Source organism: Nocardiopsis rhodophaea, from assembly GCF_039530945.1.
Lineage (GTDB): Bacteria > Actinomycetota > Actinomycetes > Streptosporangiales > Streptosporangiaceae > Nocardiopsis_C > Nocardiopsis_C rhodophaea.
This window is the reverse complement of the sequence record NZ_BAAAPC010000002.1, coordinates 133518-152339: the sequence shown is the minus strand read 5'-3', so window position 1 is coordinate 152339 and position 18822 is coordinate 133518. Positions and strand designations below refer to the sequence as shown.

At 71.8% G+C, this 18822-nt stretch carries 14 protein-coding genes; 9 read left to right on the top strand and 5 right to left on the bottom strand.

Annotated elements, in window-relative coordinates; genetic code table 11:
- The first annotated feature begins 53 nt into the window (after positions 1-53).
- The 5 genes from ABD259_RS02585 (at position 54) to ABD259_RS02565 (ending at position 6322) form a co-directional block, all read left to right on the top strand.
- Complete coding sequence (locus ABD259_RS02585) at positions 54-2600, top strand: helicase-associated domain-containing protein (RefSeq protein WP_344159923.1); 2547 nt, start codon at positions 54-56, stop codon at positions 2598-2600.
- A gap of 161 nt (positions 2601-2761) precedes the next feature.
- On the top strand, positions 2762-3178 hold the full coding sequence (locus ABD259_RS02580) for a CD225/dispanin family protein (RefSeq protein ID WP_344099398.1): 417 nt from the start codon (positions 2762-2764) through the stop codon (positions 3176-3178).
- Between the two features lie 53 nt (positions 3179-3231).
- On the top strand, positions 3232-3747 hold the full coding sequence (locus ABD259_RS02575) for a hypothetical protein (RefSeq protein WP_344099400.1): 516 nt from the start codon (positions 3232-3234) through the stop codon (positions 3745-3747).
- Between the two features lie 113 nt (positions 3748-3860).
- Positions 3861-4286: a hypothetical protein gene (locus ABD259_RS02570; RefSeq protein WP_344159921.1), complete on the top strand. Its 426-nt coding sequence runs from the start codon at positions 3861-3863 to the stop codon at positions 4284-4286.
- Positions 4287-4675: 389 nt separating this feature from the next.
- Positions 4676-6322, top strand: coding sequence for a DNA repair helicase XPB (locus ABD259_RS02565; protein ID WP_344099404.1), 1647 nt, complete (start codon positions 4676-4678; stop codon positions 6320-6322).
- Between the two features lie 58 nt (positions 6323-6380).
- Here the strand turns inward: ABD259_RS02565 and ABD259_RS02560 are convergent, their stop codons facing one another.
- A complete protein-coding gene (locus ABD259_RS02560) occupies positions 6381-6617 on the bottom strand; it encodes a hypothetical protein (protein WP_344099406.1) in 237 nt (78 codons plus the stop codon).
- Between the two features lie 183 nt (positions 6618-6800).
- Here ABD259_RS02560 and ABD259_RS02555 point away from each other — a divergent pair, with 183 nt between their 5' ends.
- Positions 6801-7850 carry a R2-like ligand-binding oxidase gene (locus tag ABD259_RS02555; RefSeq protein ID WP_344159919.1) on the top strand — a complete coding sequence of 350 codons (1050 nt, stop codon included), beginning with the start codon at positions 6801-6803 and terminating at the stop codon, positions 7848-7850.
- Positions 7851-8182: 332 nt separating this feature from the next.
- Here the strand turns inward: ABD259_RS02555 and ABD259_RS02550 are convergent, their stop codons facing one another.
- The 3 genes from ABD259_RS02550 to ABD259_RS02540 form a co-directional block, all read right to left on the bottom strand.
- A complete protein-coding gene (locus ABD259_RS02550; RefSeq protein WP_344099410.1) occupies positions 8183-9163 on the bottom strand; it encodes a CPBP family intramembrane glutamic endopeptidase in 981 nt (326 codons plus the stop codon).
- Positions 9160-9888: a phytanoyl-CoA dioxygenase family protein gene (locus ABD259_RS02545; RefSeq protein ID WP_344099412.1), complete on the bottom strand. Its 729-nt coding sequence runs from the start codon at positions 9886-9888 to the stop codon at positions 9160-9162. The genes ABD259_RS02550 and ABD259_RS02545 overlap by 4 nt, the downstream gene beginning before the upstream one ends.
- Positions 9889-10001: 113 nt before the next feature.
- A complete protein-coding gene (locus ABD259_RS02540) occupies positions 10002-10574 on the bottom strand; it encodes a TetR/AcrR family transcriptional regulator (RefSeq protein ID WP_344099414.1) in 573 nt (190 codons plus the stop codon).
- A 166-nt stretch (positions 10575-10740) separates the two neighbouring features.
- Here ABD259_RS02540 and ABD259_RS02535 point away from each other — a divergent pair, with 166 nt between their 5' ends.
- The 3 genes from ABD259_RS02535 (at position 10741) to ABD259_RS02525 (ending at position 17332) form a co-directional block, all read left to right on the top strand.
- Complete coding sequence (locus ABD259_RS02535) at positions 10741-12549, top strand: ABC transporter ATP-binding protein (RefSeq protein WP_344159916.1); 1809 nt, start codon at positions 10741-10743, stop codon at positions 12547-12549.
- On the top strand, positions 12546-14438 hold the full coding sequence (locus tag ABD259_RS02530; protein ID WP_344159913.1) for an ABC transporter ATP-binding protein: 1893 nt from the start codon (positions 12546-12548) through the stop codon (positions 14436-14438). The genes ABD259_RS02535 and ABD259_RS02530 overlap by 4 nt, the downstream gene beginning before the upstream one ends.
- A gap of 458 nt (positions 14439-14896) precedes the next feature.
- The gene (locus ABD259_RS02525; protein WP_344099420.1) at positions 14897-17332 is read left to right on the top strand and encodes an ATP-binding cassette domain-containing protein; all 2436 of its coding nucleotides are present in this window, start codon (positions 14897-14899) and stop codon (positions 17330-17332) included.
- Positions 17333-17381: 49 nt separating this feature from the next.
- Here the strand turns inward: ABD259_RS02525 and ABD259_RS02520 are convergent, their stop codons facing one another.
- Positions 17382-18821 (bottom strand): condensation domain-containing protein, encoded by a 1440-nt coding sequence (locus ABD259_RS02520; protein WP_344159910.1) that lies wholly within the window; start codon positions 18819-18821, stop codon positions 17382-17384.
- Position 18822 lies beyond the last annotated feature (1 nt).

Below are 18822 nucleotides of genomic sequence, written 5' to 3'. Positions count from 1 at the left end.
CGGCGCGGCCGCGAACGCGCGGATGGCAGAGGGATGGCATAGCGTGATGAACGATGATCGACGACGCCGATGCGGGGCGTGCGGCCGAGGGGCGGCTGCCCACATTCACCTCATGGCTGCGGAACCTGTCCGACACCGAGCTGGCCGCGCTGTTCGAGGCGCGCCCGGATCTCATCAGCCCCGTCCCCGCCGATATCGGCGCGCTGGCCGCCCGCGCCGTCTCGCGACCCGCTGTCCTGCGCGTCCTGGACCAGCTGGACCGCTTCACGCTGTGTGTCCTGGAGGGCCTGGTCGCGCTCGGCGACGACCGGGCGAGCGCGACGCCGGGGGTCGGCCGCGACCAGCTCGCCGCCGCCCTCGACGTCCCGGACAAGCGGCTGGAGGAGGCCCTGTCCCGCCTCCACGGCGCCGCGCTGGTCTGGGTGGACGGCGACCGGCTGCGCCCGGTGTCGGTGCTGCGCGACATCCTCACCCGGCCGGCCGGGCTCGGCCCGCCGCTACGCGTCCTGCTCGGCGGCCTCTCGGCCGACCGTCTCGACCGGCTCGCCGCCGACCTCGGCCTGCCCACGGGCTACACCGGCACCGCGGATCCCGGCGGCGCGGGCGATCCCGCCTCCCGGATCGCCGCGGCCGCCACCCCCGAACGGCTCTCCGCTTCGATCACCGATGCGGGCCCGCGGGCCCGCGAGGTCCTGGACCGACTCGCGTGGGGACCCCCCGACGGCACGGTGTCGTCAGGCGCCGACCGAGACATCGCCACAGCGACGGCCGCCTCCCCCATCGACCGCCTGCTCGCGCGCGGCCTCCTGGTCGCCACCTCCCCCGACACCGTCACCCTCCCCCGGGAGGTCGGACTGGCCCTGCGGGGCGGGCGGCTGTTCCAGCACATCGCGACCGATCCGCCACCGCTCACCGGCGCGCGGGTCGACCCCGACCGCGCCACCCGGGCCGCCGCCGGGCAGGCGTTCACCGTCATCCGCTCGATCGAGGAACTGCTGGAGCGCTGGGCCGCGGATCCCCCCGGCGTGCTGCGCAGCGGCGGCCTGGGCGTGCGCGACCTGCGCCGGGCCGCGCAGAGCCTGGACACCGACGGGCCGACCGCCGCTCTGCTCATCGAGACCGCCCACGCCGCCGGACTGCTGGCCGCCGACGCCGAGGTGGGCGGCGAGTGGCTGCCCACCCCCGGCTACGACCTGTGGCGCAGATCGGACCCCGAACGGCGCTGGCTCCGGCTGGCCGAGGCGTGGCTGCGCACGACCCGGGTCGCGTCCCTCAGCGCGTCGGCGGACGCGCGGGGGCGGTCACGCAGCGTCCTCGGTGAGGGCCTGGACCGGCGCTCGGCCCCGGAGATCCGGCGCGAGGTGCTGCACGCGCTCGCCACGGCCCCCGAGGGAACGGCGCCGACCACCGAAGCCGTCGTCGGCTTCCTGACCTGGCTGCGCCCGCGCCGCCAGGGGCCGGGCACGACCGAGCTCATCGAGGCCGCGCTGCGGGAGGCCGCCCTGCTCGGCCTCACCGGCCGCGGCGTCATCGCTCCGCACACCCGCGCACTGCTGGACGAGGCGGCCGACAGCGCCACGCCGGTCGCCGAGTGCGACCACTCCCGCGCCGTCGAGCTCCTGGCCGCGGAGCTGCCCACGCCGCTGGCCCACATCCTGGTCCAGGGGGACCTCACCGCTGTCGCGCCGGGTCCGCTCGTGCCGGATCTGGCGCGGGAGCTGGCGCTGGCCGCCGACGTGGAGTCCACCGGGGCCGCTACCGTCTACCGGTTCACCGACGCCTCCCTGCGCCGCGCACTGGACGCGGGACGCGGCGCCGCCGACATCACCGCCCTCCTCGAACGCCACTCCCAGACCCCTGTGCCGCAGGCGCTGCGCTACCTCATCGACGATGTGGCGCGCAGGCACGGGCGGCTGCGCGTCGGCACCGCGTCGAGCTACCTGCGCTGCGACGAGCCCACGGTGCTGGACGAACTGCTCGGCGACCGCCGCACCGGCGACCTGATGCTGGTGCGGCTCGCGCCCACGGTCGTCGCCAGCCGGGCGGCCCGCGCCACGCTGCTGGACCGGCTGAACGAGCTCGGCTACCACCCCGTGCCCGAGGACGGGTCGGGCGCGATGCGGCTCACCGGGCCGGAGGCGCGCCGGGCCGAAGAGCGGTCGCTCGCGCGCGAGCTCGACGAGCCCCCGGCCGTGGGGCCGGCGCTGCGCATGGCGGCCGTACGGGCGGTCCGCGCGGGCGACGAGGCCGCGACGGCGGTACGGCACCCCGTCCCGGCACCGGACGCCGCGCCGCCGCGCTCCGCGACCGCCGCGACGCTCGCGGCACTCACCGCGGCCGCCGAGAAGGGGCGCCGGGTGTGGATCGGCTATATGGACACCGACGGCCGCGCGAGCAGCCGGATCGTGGAACCCGCCCGGGTCGACGGCGGCTACATGACCGGCTACGACGCCACGCGGGCCGCCGTCCACCGGTTCGCCGTGCACCGGATCACCGGGGTGGCCGACCTCGACGCGGCGCAACAATCCGCGCTCCCCGACGCGTCCGAAGCACGGGGCGACGGGCAACCGGTGACCGATTCGGCCGGAGACGCCGAGTAGGAGACGGTGTATCCGCTCGCCCGCGGCGGTACACATGAGGAGACGGCGCCCCTGCGCGCCCGACCCCCCGTCAAACGGACGCGCGACCGGTCGCCCGGTGCTCCGATCGCGCCAGGCGGCGCCACGGCCAACGGATTCGCGGAGAGGGACGGCACAACGCCATGAGCAACCAGTCGCTGCCACCCGGGGCGTCCTCCCCCCGGGACGACGACCGGATCAACCGTGAGCAGGCCCGGCAGCGGGGAGGGGACGCCACCGTTCGGGACGGCGGCCGGGAGTACACGGCGGGGGCGCCGACCGGGGCGAGCAGCTCCACCATGGCGCTCATCCTGCACGCGATGACGTTCCTGTGCTGCGCCAACTGGATCTTCGGGGTGATCGGAATCGTCTTCGCGGTCCGCGCGGCACACAAGCGCGACCAGGGACGCTACCTGGAGGCCGAGACCCTCACCCGCTACTCGTGGTACTCCCTGGGCGCCGCCGCCGTCATGTTCGCCGTGATGCTCGTCCTCTCCCTGTGGATCTTCACCCAGGCCGGCTCCTGGGTGGAGGGGGTCGCCCCGGTGCGCAACTGGTGAGCGGCGCGGCCCGCGGGCGCGTCGACGGAGCGGGAATGGGAGGGGGAAACGCCGTGAGCGGGAGGGAGACGATGGACGAGCAGTGGTCGCGGGCGCCACGCTACTGGGACGCCCGCCCCGGGACGGGGCCGTGGGAGCAGGCTGGCGGGGCCGACAGCGGCGCCGGACCGGGCTCTCGGGCCGGCAGCGGGCCCACGGCCTGGACGCCGTCGTCCCCGTCGGCGCGCCCCTACCCCCGATTCGAGCCGCCGGCCGCCCCGGGAGCGCCGCGCGTGCCCGGCCCTCCGCCGTGCGGCCCTCCGGCGCGGGTGGGCAGCGCGGTGGCGGCTCTCGTCGGTGCGGTCCTGACGCTCGCGTTCCCGATAGTCTTTCTCGTGATCGGTGAGCCCCTGCTCTTCCTCCTGATGAACATCCCCGGCATCGTCTTCGGAGTCATGGGGCTGACCAAGACCGCTGATCCGGCCGAAGTCGAACGCCACATCGGTTACACCTGGGCGTGCACCCTCACCTACATCGCCCTGGTGGTCATCATCGTCTCCCTGATGTTCGCCCCGGTCGGAACGGCGTGACCCGGCTGGCCGGATACGGCCGCAACCGGTCCGCTCCCCGCAGCCGTCCAACGGTGGCAGGGCCGGAACCCCGACACGGACAGCGCCTGACGATTCGACGGAGGCCGTAGAAGATGAGCGCACAGTGGACCGACCCGCAGCAGGGGTACGGGAACGGCCCCGCAGGCGGGTACGGCCCGCCCCCCGGCGGCCCGGCCGACGCGGCATGGGGGCAGGGCCACCCGCAGACCCCCTACGGGGCCCCGTCCTACCCCCCGGGGTACCCGTGGCCGTACCCGGGCCCGGGGACGGCCGGGGAACCGCCGAGCACGGGCGGCCTGATCGGCGCCATGGTCGTCGCGGTCATCACCATGCTGATCTGCCAGGGAACCAACGTCATCGGCGTCATCATGGTGGCGCTCGCGCTCGGAAAGCGCACCACCAGCCCCGACGAGGCCCGGAAGTTCACCAAGTACGCGTGGATCAGCAACGGGATCCACCTCGGCCTGATCCTCATCGGCGCCGCCTTCTTCGCCTCCGCGATCGCCACGGACACCTGACCGGCCGGGCCCCTGGCGCGCGGCCGGCCAGAAGGGCGTCGACCGCATCGGGCGGCTTGCCACGTACCTCGCCAGCGATGGGGGAGGAGGACGGAAAAAAACCGCCGCCGACGTCGCCGATGCGCCCTGACCCGCCTGCGGCAGATCGCGGACGCGTTCGACGCCATCGCCACGCCGGGAACCGCCGGGAGCCCGGCCGGCCGAGCGGAAACCCCGGGCCTTGACCGCGGACCGGGGACGGCCAGTGCATCCGTGGCCAGGACGTGGCCCGCCGCCGCGGCGGGCCGCCGCGCGGTCCGAGCCGACCCGCGTACCCTGGGTGGCGGGCCTGGCCCGCGAGGCCGCACCGAGGCTCGGCCCGCCTTCTCCATCCCTGCTGCGAGGTACGCGTGTCCTGCCTGATCGTCCAGTCCGACAAGACCCTGCTGCTGGAAGTCGACCACGACCTGGCCGACGACTGCCGCCGCGCCATCGCTCCCTTCGCCGAGCTGGAACGCGCGCCGGAGCACATGCACACCTACCGGATCACCCCGCTGGCGTTGTGGAACGCGCGCGCCGCGGGCCACGACGCCGAGCAGGTCGTCGACGCCCTCATCGCGTACTCCCGCTACCCCGTCCCGCACTCGCTGCTGGTCGACATCGCCGAGACGATGGACCGCTACGGGCGGCTGCGGCTGCTCTCCCACCCCGCCCACGGGCTGGTGCTGCACGCCCTCGACCGGGCCGTGCTGGAGGAGGTCGTGCGGGCCAAGAAGATCAAGGGCATGCTCGGCGAGCGGATCGAGCCCGACACCGTGGCCGTGTACCCGAGCGAGCGCGGCAACCTCAAGCAGGCGCTTCTCAAGCTCGGCTGGCCGGCGGAGGACAGCGCTGGGTACGTGGACGGCGAGGCGCACCAGATCGAGCTCGCCGAGGACGGTTGGCAGCTGCGCGGCTACCAGCGGGAGGCCGCCGAGGGCTTCTACGCGGGCGGGTCGGGTGTCGTGGTGCTGCCCTGCGGCGCCGGGAAGACGCTCGTCGGAGCGGCGGCGATGTCGCTGGCCAAGGCCACCACGCTGATCCTGGTCACCAACACCGTCGCGGTGCACCAGTGGCGCGGTGAGCTGCTGCGCCGCACCAGCCTCACCGAGGACGAGATCGGCGAGTACTCCGGGACCCGCAAGGAGATCCGTCCCGTCACCATCGCGACCTACCAGGTGATGGCTGCGCGCCGCAAAGGCGCCTACACCCACCTGGAGCTGTTCGACGCCCGCGACTGGGGTCTGATCATCTACGACGAGGTGCACCTGCTTCCCGCCCCGATTTTCCGGATGACCGCCCACCTCCAGGCGCGCCGCCGCCTGGGCCTGACCGCGACGCTGGTGCGCGAAGACGGCCGCGAGGGCGACGTGTTCTCGCTGATCGGGCCCAAGCGCTACGACGCTCCGTGGAAGGAGATGGAGAACCAGGGGTGGATCGCCCCGGCCGACTGCGTGGAGATCCGGGTGGACCTGTCGGAGTCCGAGCGGCTGGCGTACGCCACCGCCGAGCCCGAGGACAAGTACCGGTTCTGCTCCTCCACCTCCGCCAAGACCGCGGTGGTCCGCGAACTGACGCGGCGCCACGAGGGCGAGCAGACGCTGGTCATCGGCTCCTACATCGACCAGCTCGACGAGCTCGGCGCGGAGCTCGACGCCCCGGTCATCAAGGGCGAGACGAGGGTCAGGGAGCGCGAGCGGCTGTTCGACGCGTTCCGCTCCGGCGAGCTGCGCACCCTGGTCGTGTCCAAGGTCGCCAACTTCTCCATCGACCTGCCCGAGGCTGGCGTGGCCATCCAAGTGTCGGGGTCGTTCGGCTCCCGGCAGGAGGAGGCGCAGCGGCTCGGCCGCCTGCTCCGCCCCAAGTCCGACGCGCGCACCGCCCGCTTCTACGCGATCATCGCCCGCGACACCCTCGACCAGGAGTACGCGGCACACCGCCAGCGCTTCCTCGCCGAGCAGGGCTACGCGTACCGCATCATCGACGCCGGCGACGTCCTGGCGGGCGAGGAGATCTGACCCGCCCCTTCTGGCGGGTCCACCCGAGCCTGCCGGGCCGCAGCGCCGTCAGACGGCATCAGACCGAGGGCAGCCCACCGAGGATGTAGGTGAACCCGGCGAGCCCCCAGGCGATGAGCGAGTACAGGAGCGTGCGCACACGCAGCTCGGGCCTCTGGCGCATCGCGGGGGTCACGAAGGCGGCGACCATCAGGATCATCGCGAGCATCGCGGGGATCAGCGAGGCCACAGCGAAGAGCTGCATCTGCGCGACGCACGCTGTGTAGTTGTCGCCGCTCAGATCGCCACAGAACAACGTTTCTCCCGGTTCGAGAGTCGAACAGCACCAAACCGTGCGCCCGGAGGGGGGCACACCACGACGGTACCGTTTCCCGGCGACGTGAGCGGCGCTGATAGGGCGGGGTTCGGATGCGCCCTTTACAGCGCGGCGGCCGCGACCGCATGTTGGAGGCTCCGGACCCCCTACGGAGGTACCCTGATGGCCGATCACCCCGCTCGCACGTCCGGCAGCCCCACCGGCGCGGCCGACTCCGCGAGCTCCCCCGCTCCCGCCGACACCGCCGAGCCGTACCGCGACGGCTTCCACTCCGTGCGTTCGGGCGGTCTGAACTGGGACTCGTTTCCGCTCCGGCTGTTCACCAAGGGCAACGCGAAGTTCTGGAACCCCGCCGACATCGACCTGAGCCAGGACGCCGACGACTGGAAGGGGCTCGGGGACCAGGCGCGGCGGCGCGTCCTGCGGCTGTGCGCGGGGTTCGTGGCGGGCGAGGAGGCCGTCACCGAGGACATCCGGCCCTTCATCCAGGCGATGGCCACCGAGGGCCGCATCGGCGATGAGATGTACCTCACCCAGTTCGCGTTTGAGGAGGCCAAACACGTGCAGGCCTTCCGGATCTGGCTGGACGCGCTGGGCGTGACCGAGGACCTGCACGCGTTCGTGGACGGTAACCCCGGCTACCGCGCGCTGTTCTACGAGGAGCTGCCGGCGTCGCTGCGGGCGCTGGACAGCGACCCTAGCCCGCGCAACCAGGTCCGCGCCTCGGTCACCTACAACCACGTCATCGAGGGCTCGCTCGCGTTGACCGGGTACCACGTCTGGAACCACCTGTGCGCGGCACGCGGGATCTTCCCGGGTATGCGCAGGATCATCCGGCTTATCGGCGACGACGAGCGCCGTCACATGGCGTGGGGCACGTTCACGTGCCGACGGCACGTGGCCGCCGACGACACCAACTGGCAGGTGGCCGAGGAGCGGTTGGAGGAGCTGATGCCGCACCTGATCGAGGCGGTCGGGCACGGCGACGAGGAGCTCGTCCCGAGGGAGGCGAGGGACGCCCTCACCGACGGCGAGCTGCGGCGCTACGCCAGGGACCGGGCGACGCGCCGCCTGGGCGCCATCGCGACGGCCCGGGGGATGCCCGTGTCCCGCGTCGACACCGACGCCTCACCGGAGGAACTGGAGGAGCGCTTCGGCGCCGAGGACCGCGCAGGACAGTGGACCACCCCATCGATCTCCCCATCGGATTAGGTCGCGATGACTATCATCGGAACGCGAGGAGAGGGAGACTGCGATAACGGCGGCACGAGACTACAGAGAACTCCACGAGCTCATCGATCACCTGGAACCTGAGCAGGCTGAAGAGCTGCGGCGCCATGCGCTCCGTCTGGTCAAGAGCCCCCGAAGTCGATTTCGGGTTCTGAGGTCCTTCGACGGCCCCGAGATGGATCTCGCTGCACGCGCCAAGGACATCGTCCGGACGGCGATCGGCGAGAACGATGCTGATAGTTGACACTGGACCTCTTGTCGCCTACCTCCACCTGGCATCGGCACCGACCTCTTCCCCCTGAGGCCCGTCCCCCTCAGGGCTTCCTGTCAGGCTCCGGCATGCGCCAGTTGACCGGCGCGGGGTGGAAGATCTGGTAGAGCAGCACGGCGAGGCCGAACGGGAGGAACCCGAAGGCGACCAGCTGGAGGGGCAGCGGGTCGCTGACGGCGAACTGGCCGTGCGCCGGGGTGAGCAGGATCTGCGCGGCGACCTGAAAGGCAAGGTGGAAGCCGACGCACGCCCACGTGTTCCGGCTGACGACGCGGATACAGCCCAGGACGATCCCGGCCGCGAGGAGGATCAGGGATCGGGCGACGTCGACGGTCTGCTCGCCGAGGATCGCCCACACCACGCTGCCGAACAGGCAGAACAGCCCCGCCTGGACCAGCACGGCGCCGCCCGGGCTCATCTCGGTCAACAGGTTGCGCTGCAGGTACCCGCGGAAGGCCAGCTCCTCGGGGATCGCCTCGTAGAAGAGGACGAGGACGGCCAGCAGCGCGGTGGAGGCCAGGACCTCGGGCGGTGAGGCACGCGTGGTGATCTCGGTCCAGCCGAGCGCCACGCACACGGCGGTCCCGAAACCGGCGGGCACCAGCCAGACCGCCATACCCAGCAGCAGGTGGCGCCACCCCGCTGACAGGCGGGTGAGGCCGAGGCCGCTCCACGGGCGCCGGTCGAGGTGGCGCCGGGCCAGCACGACCATCGGGATCACCAGCAGGCTGGTGAGCACCGCTGACAGCCCGTGGGAGAGGAGGCTGTAGTCCGGGCCGACGGTGGCGCGGACCGTCCACCCGATGGCGGTCCACAGCAGGGTGATGGCGACGAAGACGGCCGCGACCCGCCAGACGAGGTCGGGGCGCCCGTCGCGCGGGTGGCCCGGGGCCGCGCGCCACATGGCGGTCCTGGCGAACGGAGGCAGGCCCCAGAGCCAGGGCCCCGCGTCGTCGTCCTTCCGGGCCCCGCCTGTGCCTCCGGATGGGCCGCCTGCCTGGGGGCCGGCGTGCCGTTCACTCATGAAGGGCTCCTGTTGATCAGGGGGAAGTGTTCTCCGCCGAGGGGGTGTCCGGCCGCGAGGCCGAGCGGATCGGTGATCGCGTCGGGTCGGCCGTTGTAGGTCGCGTCCGCTGCCATGTATCTCGCAAGCACCACGATGCGCGGTTCTCCGGTCGTGTTGCCGCCGGCCCAGCGGACCGTGCGGGCGTTGTGGAAGACGCCGTCGCCCGCGGCCAGCGGCAGGGTGACGGAGGGGCCGCGGAGGACGGGCACGAGTCCGCGGTCGCGATGTGAGCGGGGCAGGAAGGAGAGGCAGCCCCGTTCCTCGGGGACGTCGGAGAGGGCCACCCATGCGGTGACCGTCTCCGTTGCGTCGTAGGGGTCGTAGGGAGCGTCGCTGTGCCGCACGGTCGGGGTGTCGCGGTGCGGATCCAGGAAGAGGAATCCGCCGGTGAACAGGCGCACTGGTCCACCCACGAAGGCGGCGGCCGCCTGTCCCAGAGGGCCGAGGACCAGGTCGCGCAGCGTCCGGTCGGACCGCCAGTCGCCCGCGCCCCGCAGGACGGTCATGCCCCTGTCGTCCCACCAGGGTTCGGCTTCGTACCGGTACGCCTCCCACGCGGCCTCTCGGGCGTGGATCAGGGACTCACCGGAGAGGAGACGGGGGACGCGGACGACCCCTTCCTCGCGGTACTCGGTGATGTCCGATTCGAGCAGAGCAGGTGACGGATGTCGTTCGACTCGCACGACGGTCTCTCCTCTCGGATGGCGTCCGCGGTCGTTCGGATGTTCCGGGAAGGCGCTCCGGTTCGGTCTCACTTTCGAATCGCGCATTCGGAAAGGGTGATCAACTCCGCCGCCTACGCCGTGAGGTCCAGCTCGGGGTTTCTCGCCCACTGGCCGAGTGCACCGCCGATCCCCTGCCGGAGGGTGACCGCGACGACGCGGGGATCGAAGTCCCGGAACTCCCCGTTCTCCTGCCCCGTGCGCAGGAGATCCTCGACGACCGTCACCGTCTCCTCCCATTTGTCGGTGAACCGCGGTTTCCCGTCGCTCGTGCGGTGGCCGTCGACGATGGACGCCATGGCCAGGAATCGGGTGCGGTTCGATTCCCAGTGGTCGGGTTCCACCTCGATGTAGACGCGCGGGGGCTCCGCCTCGGTGCGTGCGGCCACCAGGCGGGGTTCGATGAGGGCCCACCCCTCGTCGAAGATCTGTGCCACCACCTGTTCGAGCAGTTCGTCCTTGCCCGCGAGGTGGTAGGAGATGACGCTCTTGCTGATACGCGCGTGCTGCGCGATACGGGACAGCGACGCCTGTGCGTCTCCGACCTGGGCGACGGTCTCGGTGGCGGCCTGGATGATCTGCGCCCGCCGGGCCGCCTCGATACAACGCCTCCGCTTTCGGCCGACCGCACTGGTTCTCGGCTGCACGGCCTAAAGATAGGCCGACCGTCCTGCGCCAACAAGGGATTTTCCCTCCTCGGCCGCACCCGGCCATCGGACCCGGATCAGCGCAGGACATCCACGCCCTCCGGGCCGTCGGCCGGGCAAAAACCAGTGGCGGTGGCGGAAGGCGCACGGATAGCGTGCGTCAACTGTGCGAGCCCTTCCCGAGCGTGACCCAGGCGTCCCGGACCATCGATCGGCCGGAAGGTACCTGCTGTGGCTCGCGCGCAAGCAGTGGTGGGCCCTTCTCATCTCCACCGCCTACGTCACCGTCTACTTCTCGCTCCAAGCGCTCCTGCCGGCCGTCTTCGGCGCGGCCGTGGACGACGGCCTGACCTCGGGTGATCCGGGGCAGCTGCTCCTGTGGGCGGGAGCGATCACGGGGATGGGCGCGGGCATGGCGGTGCTCATCGTGCCGAGCCACCGCGCCGAGGCGTACAACTGGTACGACGCGGCCTACCGCACCGTGCAGGTGGTGACGCGTGACTCCGCACGGCTCGGCAGCACACTCGCGCGGCGGCTGCCGACCGGCGATGTCGTCGCCGTCGGCACGACCGACATCGACGACATCGGGGAGGTGTTCGAGCACGCTGCCCGCATCTTCGCCTCGTTCCTCACCATCTCCCTGGTCAGCGCGTTGGTGCTGCGGTCGTCGGTGCCGATGGGGTTGGCCGTCCTGATCGGCGTGCCGCTGATCGTGCTGTGTTCGGGCCCCCTGATGCGCCCCCTCCACCAGCGAGAGAGCAGGCAGCGTGATCTTCAAGCCGAGGTAGCGACCCGCGCCGGCGACATCGTCGCGGGGTTGCGGGTCCTGCGCGGTATCGGCGGCGAGCACATGTCCGAGACACGTTACGCGGCCGAATCGCAGCGCGCCCGCGCCGCCGGTGTCCACGTCGGGTGGCTGACGGCCGGGCTGCGCGCGCTCCAAGTGCTTCTCCCCGGGCTCCTGGTCACCGGGATCATCTGGTTCGGCGCACGTCTCGCCCTCGCGGGCGGGATCACAGCGGGCCAGCTGGTGACCTTCTACGGCTACACCGCGTATCTGATGTTGCCGGTCCACGGCCTGATGAAGTCGGCGAACCTGATCATCAGCGCACACGTCTCGGCGCGGCGCATCGTCAAGATCCTGTCCCTCCCCCACGACCTGCCCGAACCGGAGCACCCGGCGACTGCCCCCGAGGGCGACATCCACCTGCACGACGCGGGCAGCGGGGTCACCGTCCGGTCCGGACAGCTCACCGGGATCGCGTGCACCGACGTCGCGCAGGCCGCGCTGATCGCCGACCGGCTCGGCCGTTACCGCGACGATCACGACGCCGAGGTAACCATGCGCAGCACGGGAGCAGGAGACCAGGACGAGAAGGCGTCCGCGGTCCGCCTGCGCGACCTCCCCCTGGACCAGGTCCGCGAGCGCATCCTGGTCGGTACCAACAACGCGGTGCTGTTCTCCGGAGTACTGCGCGAGGAGCTGTCGCCGGACGGCGGCGCGACGGAGGAGGAGCTGCACGCCGCTATCCACGCGGCCTGCGCCGACGACATCGTCACCGCGCTTCCGGGCGGGCTCGACGGCTATGCCGCCGACCACGGCCGCGAGTTCTCCGGCGGGCAGCAGCAGCGGCTGCGGCTGGCCCGCGCGCTGGTCGCCGCCCCCGAGGTGCTGATCCTGGTCGAACCGGCTTCGGCGGTCGACGCGCACACCGAGTCGACCATCGCGGCCCGCCTGGGTGCAGCACGCCAGGGGCGCACCACCGCCGTCCTGACGACCAGCCCGCTGCTCCTGGACCGGGCCGACCACGTGCTCTTCGTCGACGGCGGACGCGTCGTGGCCGAAGGGACGCACAGGGACCTGCTGCACGAGGAACCGCGCTACCGCACGGCGGTCCTGCGTTCCGCGACGGTCAACGGCGACGGCCCCGACACCGGCCGGGCCGCCCCCGCCAGCACAGGAGAGAAGAGATGATCGGCACCGAGCCCGGCACCGGTACGGCACCCGAGCGACGCCAGGAACACCGGGAACACGGGGAGCACCCCCCGCACCGCACGATCCTCCCGACCGCCGACAGCGCTCATGTACGCGCGCGACTGGGCGAGGCGCTGCGCGCCCACGGGCGGACGTTGGCGCTCGTTATCCTTCTGCACTCGATCGCCGCACTCGCGGGGCTGGCCGCGCCCTGGCTGCTCGGCACCATCATCGACGCGGTCCGCTCGGGTACGACCACCGCGCGCATTGACGCGACGGTCGCCCTGATCGCCGGCGCCATGGTGGTGCACGCCGTGTTCACCTACGGATCGGTCGCAGCGTCGATCCGGTTCGGCGAGGCGTTCATCGCCGAACTCCGCGAGGAGTTCATGCGCTCGGTGCTGCGCCTGCCGCTGGCGACGGTGGAGCGCGCCGGAAGCGGCGACCTGGTCACACGCACCGGCCGCGACGCCGGCCACCTGGCGTACGTGGTGCGCTCCAGCCTCCCCGAGGCCATCATCGCGCTGGTCACCTGCTCCCTCACGGTCGTGGCCGTCGGGACGGTGCACCCCCTGCTCCTGCTGCCCGCGCTCACGGCGGTGCCGGTGTTCTGGCTGGGGACCCGCTGGTACCTGCGGCGCGCGACACCAGGCTACGAACGCGAGCTGGCCGCCTACGGCGACCTGGTCCAGGGGATGACCGACACCGTGGAGGGCGCCCACACCGTCGAGGCCCTGCGGCGCGCCGACCGGATGCGCGCACGCGGGGACCGGAACATCGGCCGTGCCTACGCGGCCGAGCGCTACACCCTGTGGATCCGCTCCGTCTGGTATCCGACCTTGGACCTCGGATACGGGCTCCCGGTGGCCGCCACGTTCCTCACCGGAGGCTGGCTGTACACCCAGGGCATCGTGACTTTGGGCCAGGCCACCGCCGCGACGCTGTTCGTCTACCAGCTCATCGAGCCCCTTGACCGGCTCATCATGCAGCTGGACGCCCTGATGTACGGCTTCGCCGCGATGCGCCGCCTGCTGGGCATCCGACTGGCGGCCGCGGACGGGGCGGGGAGCAAGCCACCCGGCTCGACGCCTCCGCGCGCGGCCGCCGCGTCACCGGCCACCAGCGCATCGACCGGTTCCGGGAGGGTCGAGCTCCGCGATGTTCACTTCGGCTACCGCCCCGACGTGGAAGTGCTCCCCGGGGTCGACCTCTCCCTGCGGCCGGGCGAACGCCTTGCCATGGTCGGCCCCAGTGGCGCGGGAAAGTCGACGCTCGGCAAACTGATCGCCGGGATTCACGCGCCGACCTCCGGCAGCGTGCTCGTCGGCGGCGCGGACCTGTCGACCCTGCCCTCGCACGAACAGCGGCGCCGCGTCGTGCTGGTGACCCAGGAGACCCACGTCTTCCGGGGCACACTCGGCGACAACGTGGCCATGGCCTGCGACGGCGCGGTTACACCTGAAGAGATCTCGGCGGCGCTGGAGGCGACCGAGTGCGCGGAGTGGATCCGTGACCTACCCGAGGGACTGGACACCCGGGTGGGAACGGGTGCCCTTGAACTCGACCCGGCCCACACTCAGCAGCTGGCCCTGGCCCGCCTGGTTCTGGCCGACCCCCGGGTCCTGATCCTCGACGAGGCCACGTCCTTGATCGACCCACGGGCCGCCCACCGCCTGGAACGCTCGCTCAACGCGGTCCTCGAAGGCCGGACGGTCGTCGCGATCGCCCACCGGTTGCACACCGCCCACGACGCCGACCGCATCGCGGTCGTCCAAGACGGGGGTATCACCGAGCTGGGCACTCACGACGAACTGCTGGCCCGCGACGGTTCCTACGCCTCGCTCTGGCGCACCTGGCATGGAGACAGCGCTCAGCATCCGAACATGTGATGCGAGGAAGCGCCTGGAGAACCTTGAGCTCCTCCAGAATCTTCAGGTCCGAGCCGTCTGGCGGGATCCCCCGTGCTTATCGGCTGATCACACGCGACCTGCTCGTGTACTACACAGTGCGATCAGAGTCGGTTAGCATCTGGCGAATCCGCATCCATCGCTGAGCGCCACCACGACGGCGTTCTGTCGAGCACGACCCGCAGGCGGTCAGGTGCCGGGCCGAAGTGCCCCTCTCACCTATGGACTGTCACTTCTCACCTATAGCCTGTCGCTTCCGGGGCGCGGGCGGCCATCGCCGCGGCCACGGCGTCGGCGAGGGACAGGTCGGCGTTCGCGACTGCGCCCTCCGTGATCCCGCGGGGGACCTGCTCCGTATCCAGGAGAAGCGCTGGGCCGTCCAACAGGTCGCAAGTGCCGCGACCACGACGGACGGCCCCACGTAGCAGATGGGAGACACGATGAGCCCCGCCGCAAGGACGGACACGCACTCGCCCGCGCCGCACGTCGCCGACACCCACGATCTGATCCGCGTCCACGGCGCGCGCGTGAATAACCTCCACGACGTCAGCATCGAGATCCCCAAGCGCCGTCTGACCGTGTTCACCGGCGTCTCCGGATCGGGCAAGAGCTCGCTGGTGTTCGACACGATCGCCGCGGAGTCGCAGCGGTTGATCAACGAGACCTACAGCGCCTTCGTGCAGGGCTTCATGCCGACGCTGGCGCGACCCGAGGTCGACGTCCTCGACGGGCTGACGACCGCGATCACCGTCGACCAGCAGCCGATGGGGGCCGACCCCCGCTCCACGGTCGGCACCGCCACCGACGCCAACGCGATGCTGCGCATCCTCTTCAGCCGACGCGGTGAGCCGCACATCGGCCCGCCCGGCGCGTTCGCCTTCAACGTCCCCTCGGTCCGGGCGAGCGGTGCTGTCACCGTGGAGCGCGGTGCCAAGAAGACCGTGAAACAGACCTACAGCCGCACCGGCGGCATGTGTCCGAAGTGCGAAGGCCGCGGCACGGTCTCCGACATCGACCTGACCCAGCTCTACGACGACTCCAAGTCGATCGCCGAGGGCGCGTTCACCATCCCCGGCTGGAAGTCCGACAGCTGGTGGACCGTGGGGGTCTACGCCGAGTCGGGCTTTATCGACCCGAACAAGCCGATCCGCGAGTACACCGAGAAGGAGATGCGGGACTTCCTCTACCGGGAGCCGACCAAGGTGAAGGTCCAGGGCGTGAACCTCACCTACGAGGGGCTGATCCCCAAGATCCACAAGTCCTTCCTCTCCAAGGACCGGGAGGCGATGCAGCCGCACATCCGGGAGTTCGTGGATCGGGCGGTCACCTTCACCACCTGTCCCGACTGCGAGGGCACGCGGCTCAACGAGGCGGCCCGGTCGTCGAAGATCGGCGGGATCAGCATCGCCGACGCCTGCGCGATGCAGATCAGCGATCTGGCCGGGTGGGTGCGCGGTCTGGACGAGCCGGGGGGTACCGCCCGCGCGTACGGTGGGGTCAGCCACGCGCGGGGGACGGTGGCGCCGCTGCTGGTGGCGCTGGGCGCGACCCTCGACTCGTTCGTGGAGATCGGGCTGGGCTATCTCTCGCTCGACCGGCCGTCGGGCACGCTCTCGGGCGGCGAGGCGCAGCGCACCAAGATGATCCGCCACCTCGGCTCGTCGCTGACCGACGTCACCTACGTCTTCGACGAACCGACGATCGGGATGCACCCGCACGACGTCCAGCGGATGAACGACCTGCTGCTGCGGCTGCGCGACAAGGGCAACACGGTGCTGGTGGTGGAGCACGAACCGGAGACGATCGCGATCGCCGACCACGTCGTCGACCTCGGCCCCGGCGCCGGTACGGCGGGCGGCACCGTCTGCTTCGAGGGCACCGTCGAGGAGCTGCGGGCCAGCGGCACCCTCACCGGCCGCCACTTCGGCGACCGGACCGCCCTCAAGGAGACGGTGCGCACGCCCACCGGCACGCTGGAAATCCGCGGCGCGACGACGCACAACCTGCGCGACGTCGACGTCGACGTCCCGCTCGGGGTGCTCGCTGTCGTCACCGGGGTCGCGGGCTCCGGCAAGAGCTCACTCGTGCACGGGTCGATCCCCGCCGACGCGGGTGTGGTATCGATCGACCAGGGCGCGATCCGCGGCTCGCGACGGAGCAACCCGGCGACCTACACCGGACTGCTCGACCCGATACGCAAGGCGTTCGCGAAGGCCAACGGCGTGAAGCCGGGGCTGTTCAGCGCCAATTCCGCGGGCGCCTGCCCCAACTGCAACGGTGCCGGTGTCATCTTCACCGACCTGGCGATGATGGCCGGTGTCACCACCACCTGCGAGGAGTGCGAGGGCAAGCGGTTCGAGGCATCGGTGCTGGAATACCGCCTCGGCGGCCGCGACATCAGCGACGTGCTCGCGATGTCGGTGGCCGAGGCCGAGGAGTTCTTCGGTGCCGGGGAGGCGCGGACACCGGCCGCGCACAAGATCCTCGACCGGCTCGCCGACGTGGGGCTCGGCTACCTCACCCTCGGCCAGCCGCTCACGACGCTGTCCGGGGGCGAGCGGCAGCGGCTCAAGCTGGCCACCCGCATGGCCGAGAAGGGCGGCGTCTACGTCCTCGACGAGCCGACCACCGGCCTGCACCTCGCCGACGTCGAGCAGCTTCTCGGCCTGCTCGACCGGCTCGTCGACTCCGGCATCTCGGTGATCGTCGTCGAACACCACCAGGCGGTCATGGCGCACGCCGACTGGATCATCGACCTCGGACCCGGCGCCGGCCACGACGGCGGCCGCATCGTCTTCGAGGGCACACCCGCCGACCTCGTCGCCGCGCGCTCCACCCTCACCGGTGAACACCTCGCGGCCTACGCCGGTACCTGACCGCGGGGGTGGACTTCGGTGAGGACGCCCCTCCTCTCGGGCGGCGTTCTCACCGGACGCCGGACGGCTCCGGAACGCGGATGGCCATCGCCGCGGCCAAGGCGTCGGCAAAGGACAGAACGGCGTTCTCCGCCACGGGGTCGTCGGGGTAGCGCGAACGGAGGAACAGGCCCTCGTGCGTCCGCGTGACCCAGAACTGGGCGTCGTCGGCCATGGTGACGGCGCTGAGGTGGTGGGCGTTGGCGGCCGCGTGGTGTTCGGAGCCGGGGACGGGGCGGTAGTCGACAAAGGAGAGCATGAACACGTCGTCCCTGGTGCGGGTGAACTCCTCCCCGAGGGCGGCGAGGACGTGGGCGACCGGCCGCTGGGCGAGGTCGCGCGCGGCGCGGAAACCCGCCCGGGCGGCGTGGACGCGGGTGGCGAACGCGTCCGAACACGGGATCCCGCCCGCTTCCTTGGCGGGGATCGCCCCGCTGATGTCGAGCGTCACCGGGGCGACCGTGGTGAACCAGCCGACGGCGTTGGTCCACCGCTCGTCGTGGCGGGTGTGCATCGGGACGCACAATCGGAGCTCGTCACCGGCTCCGAGGCGGTGGGCCGCCAGCCCGGCGGCGGCGAGGACACCGGAGAAGAGGCTGCCGCCGGTCTCCTCGCACACGCGTTCGAACTCGTCGGCGCTGGGTCCGTCCAGGAGGTGGCGCGTGTCGGTCCCCTGGGGGCGCCGCTCCCCCGGGGCGAGACCGAGGTCAAGGGGGAAGGTCGGGGTCGTGCCGCCGCAGGCGGCGAAGAACTCGGCCCACCGCCGCACGATCGGATCGTCACGGTCCGGTGGGGAGCCCACCGCCTCCTGCTCGTGGGCGCAGTAGTCCACGTAGCTGCCCACCGCGGGAAGGTCGGGCATGGTTCCGGAGGCGAACGCCCGGTAGGACTCGCCCAGCTCGCGCACGGCGATCGCCAGAGAGTAGGCGTCCGCGTTGCAGTGGTCGAAACCGCAGAACACGGTGGCGCCGCTCGGCCGAAGGACGGTCGCGAACAGGTAGGACGGCCAGGAGAGAGCGCGGCAGGCCTCGTCGAGCCGGTGGGACAGCCGGTTCCGGAGGGCGTCCGTGGTGGCGTACGCCCCTCCGTCGCGTGCTTCCAGGTCGAAGTCCTCGGCGGGCAGGATGAAGCGTTCGATGGCCGTCCCGTCCGGAGAGGGACGGAAGCCACTGCGAAGCGTCTCGTGGCGCCGAACCCAGAAGACGAAGGCCTTCCGCAGTGCCTCCGGGTCGACGGCCGCGCCGGCTTCGAGGTCGAACGCGCAGGCCAGCCAGTGCCGCGGACCGTCCTCCTGGCGCCGTTCCGTTTCCAGGTGGAAGCGCTGGTTGAGCGAGGGCGGCACCGGTGCGGCGGGCGTGCCGTCGGCGGCGGCCAGGGTCGCCGCCGACGGCACGAACTCCACGACGCGGCCGGGAGCCGGGTCGTACCGGTCCAGTGTGGTGACCCGCACG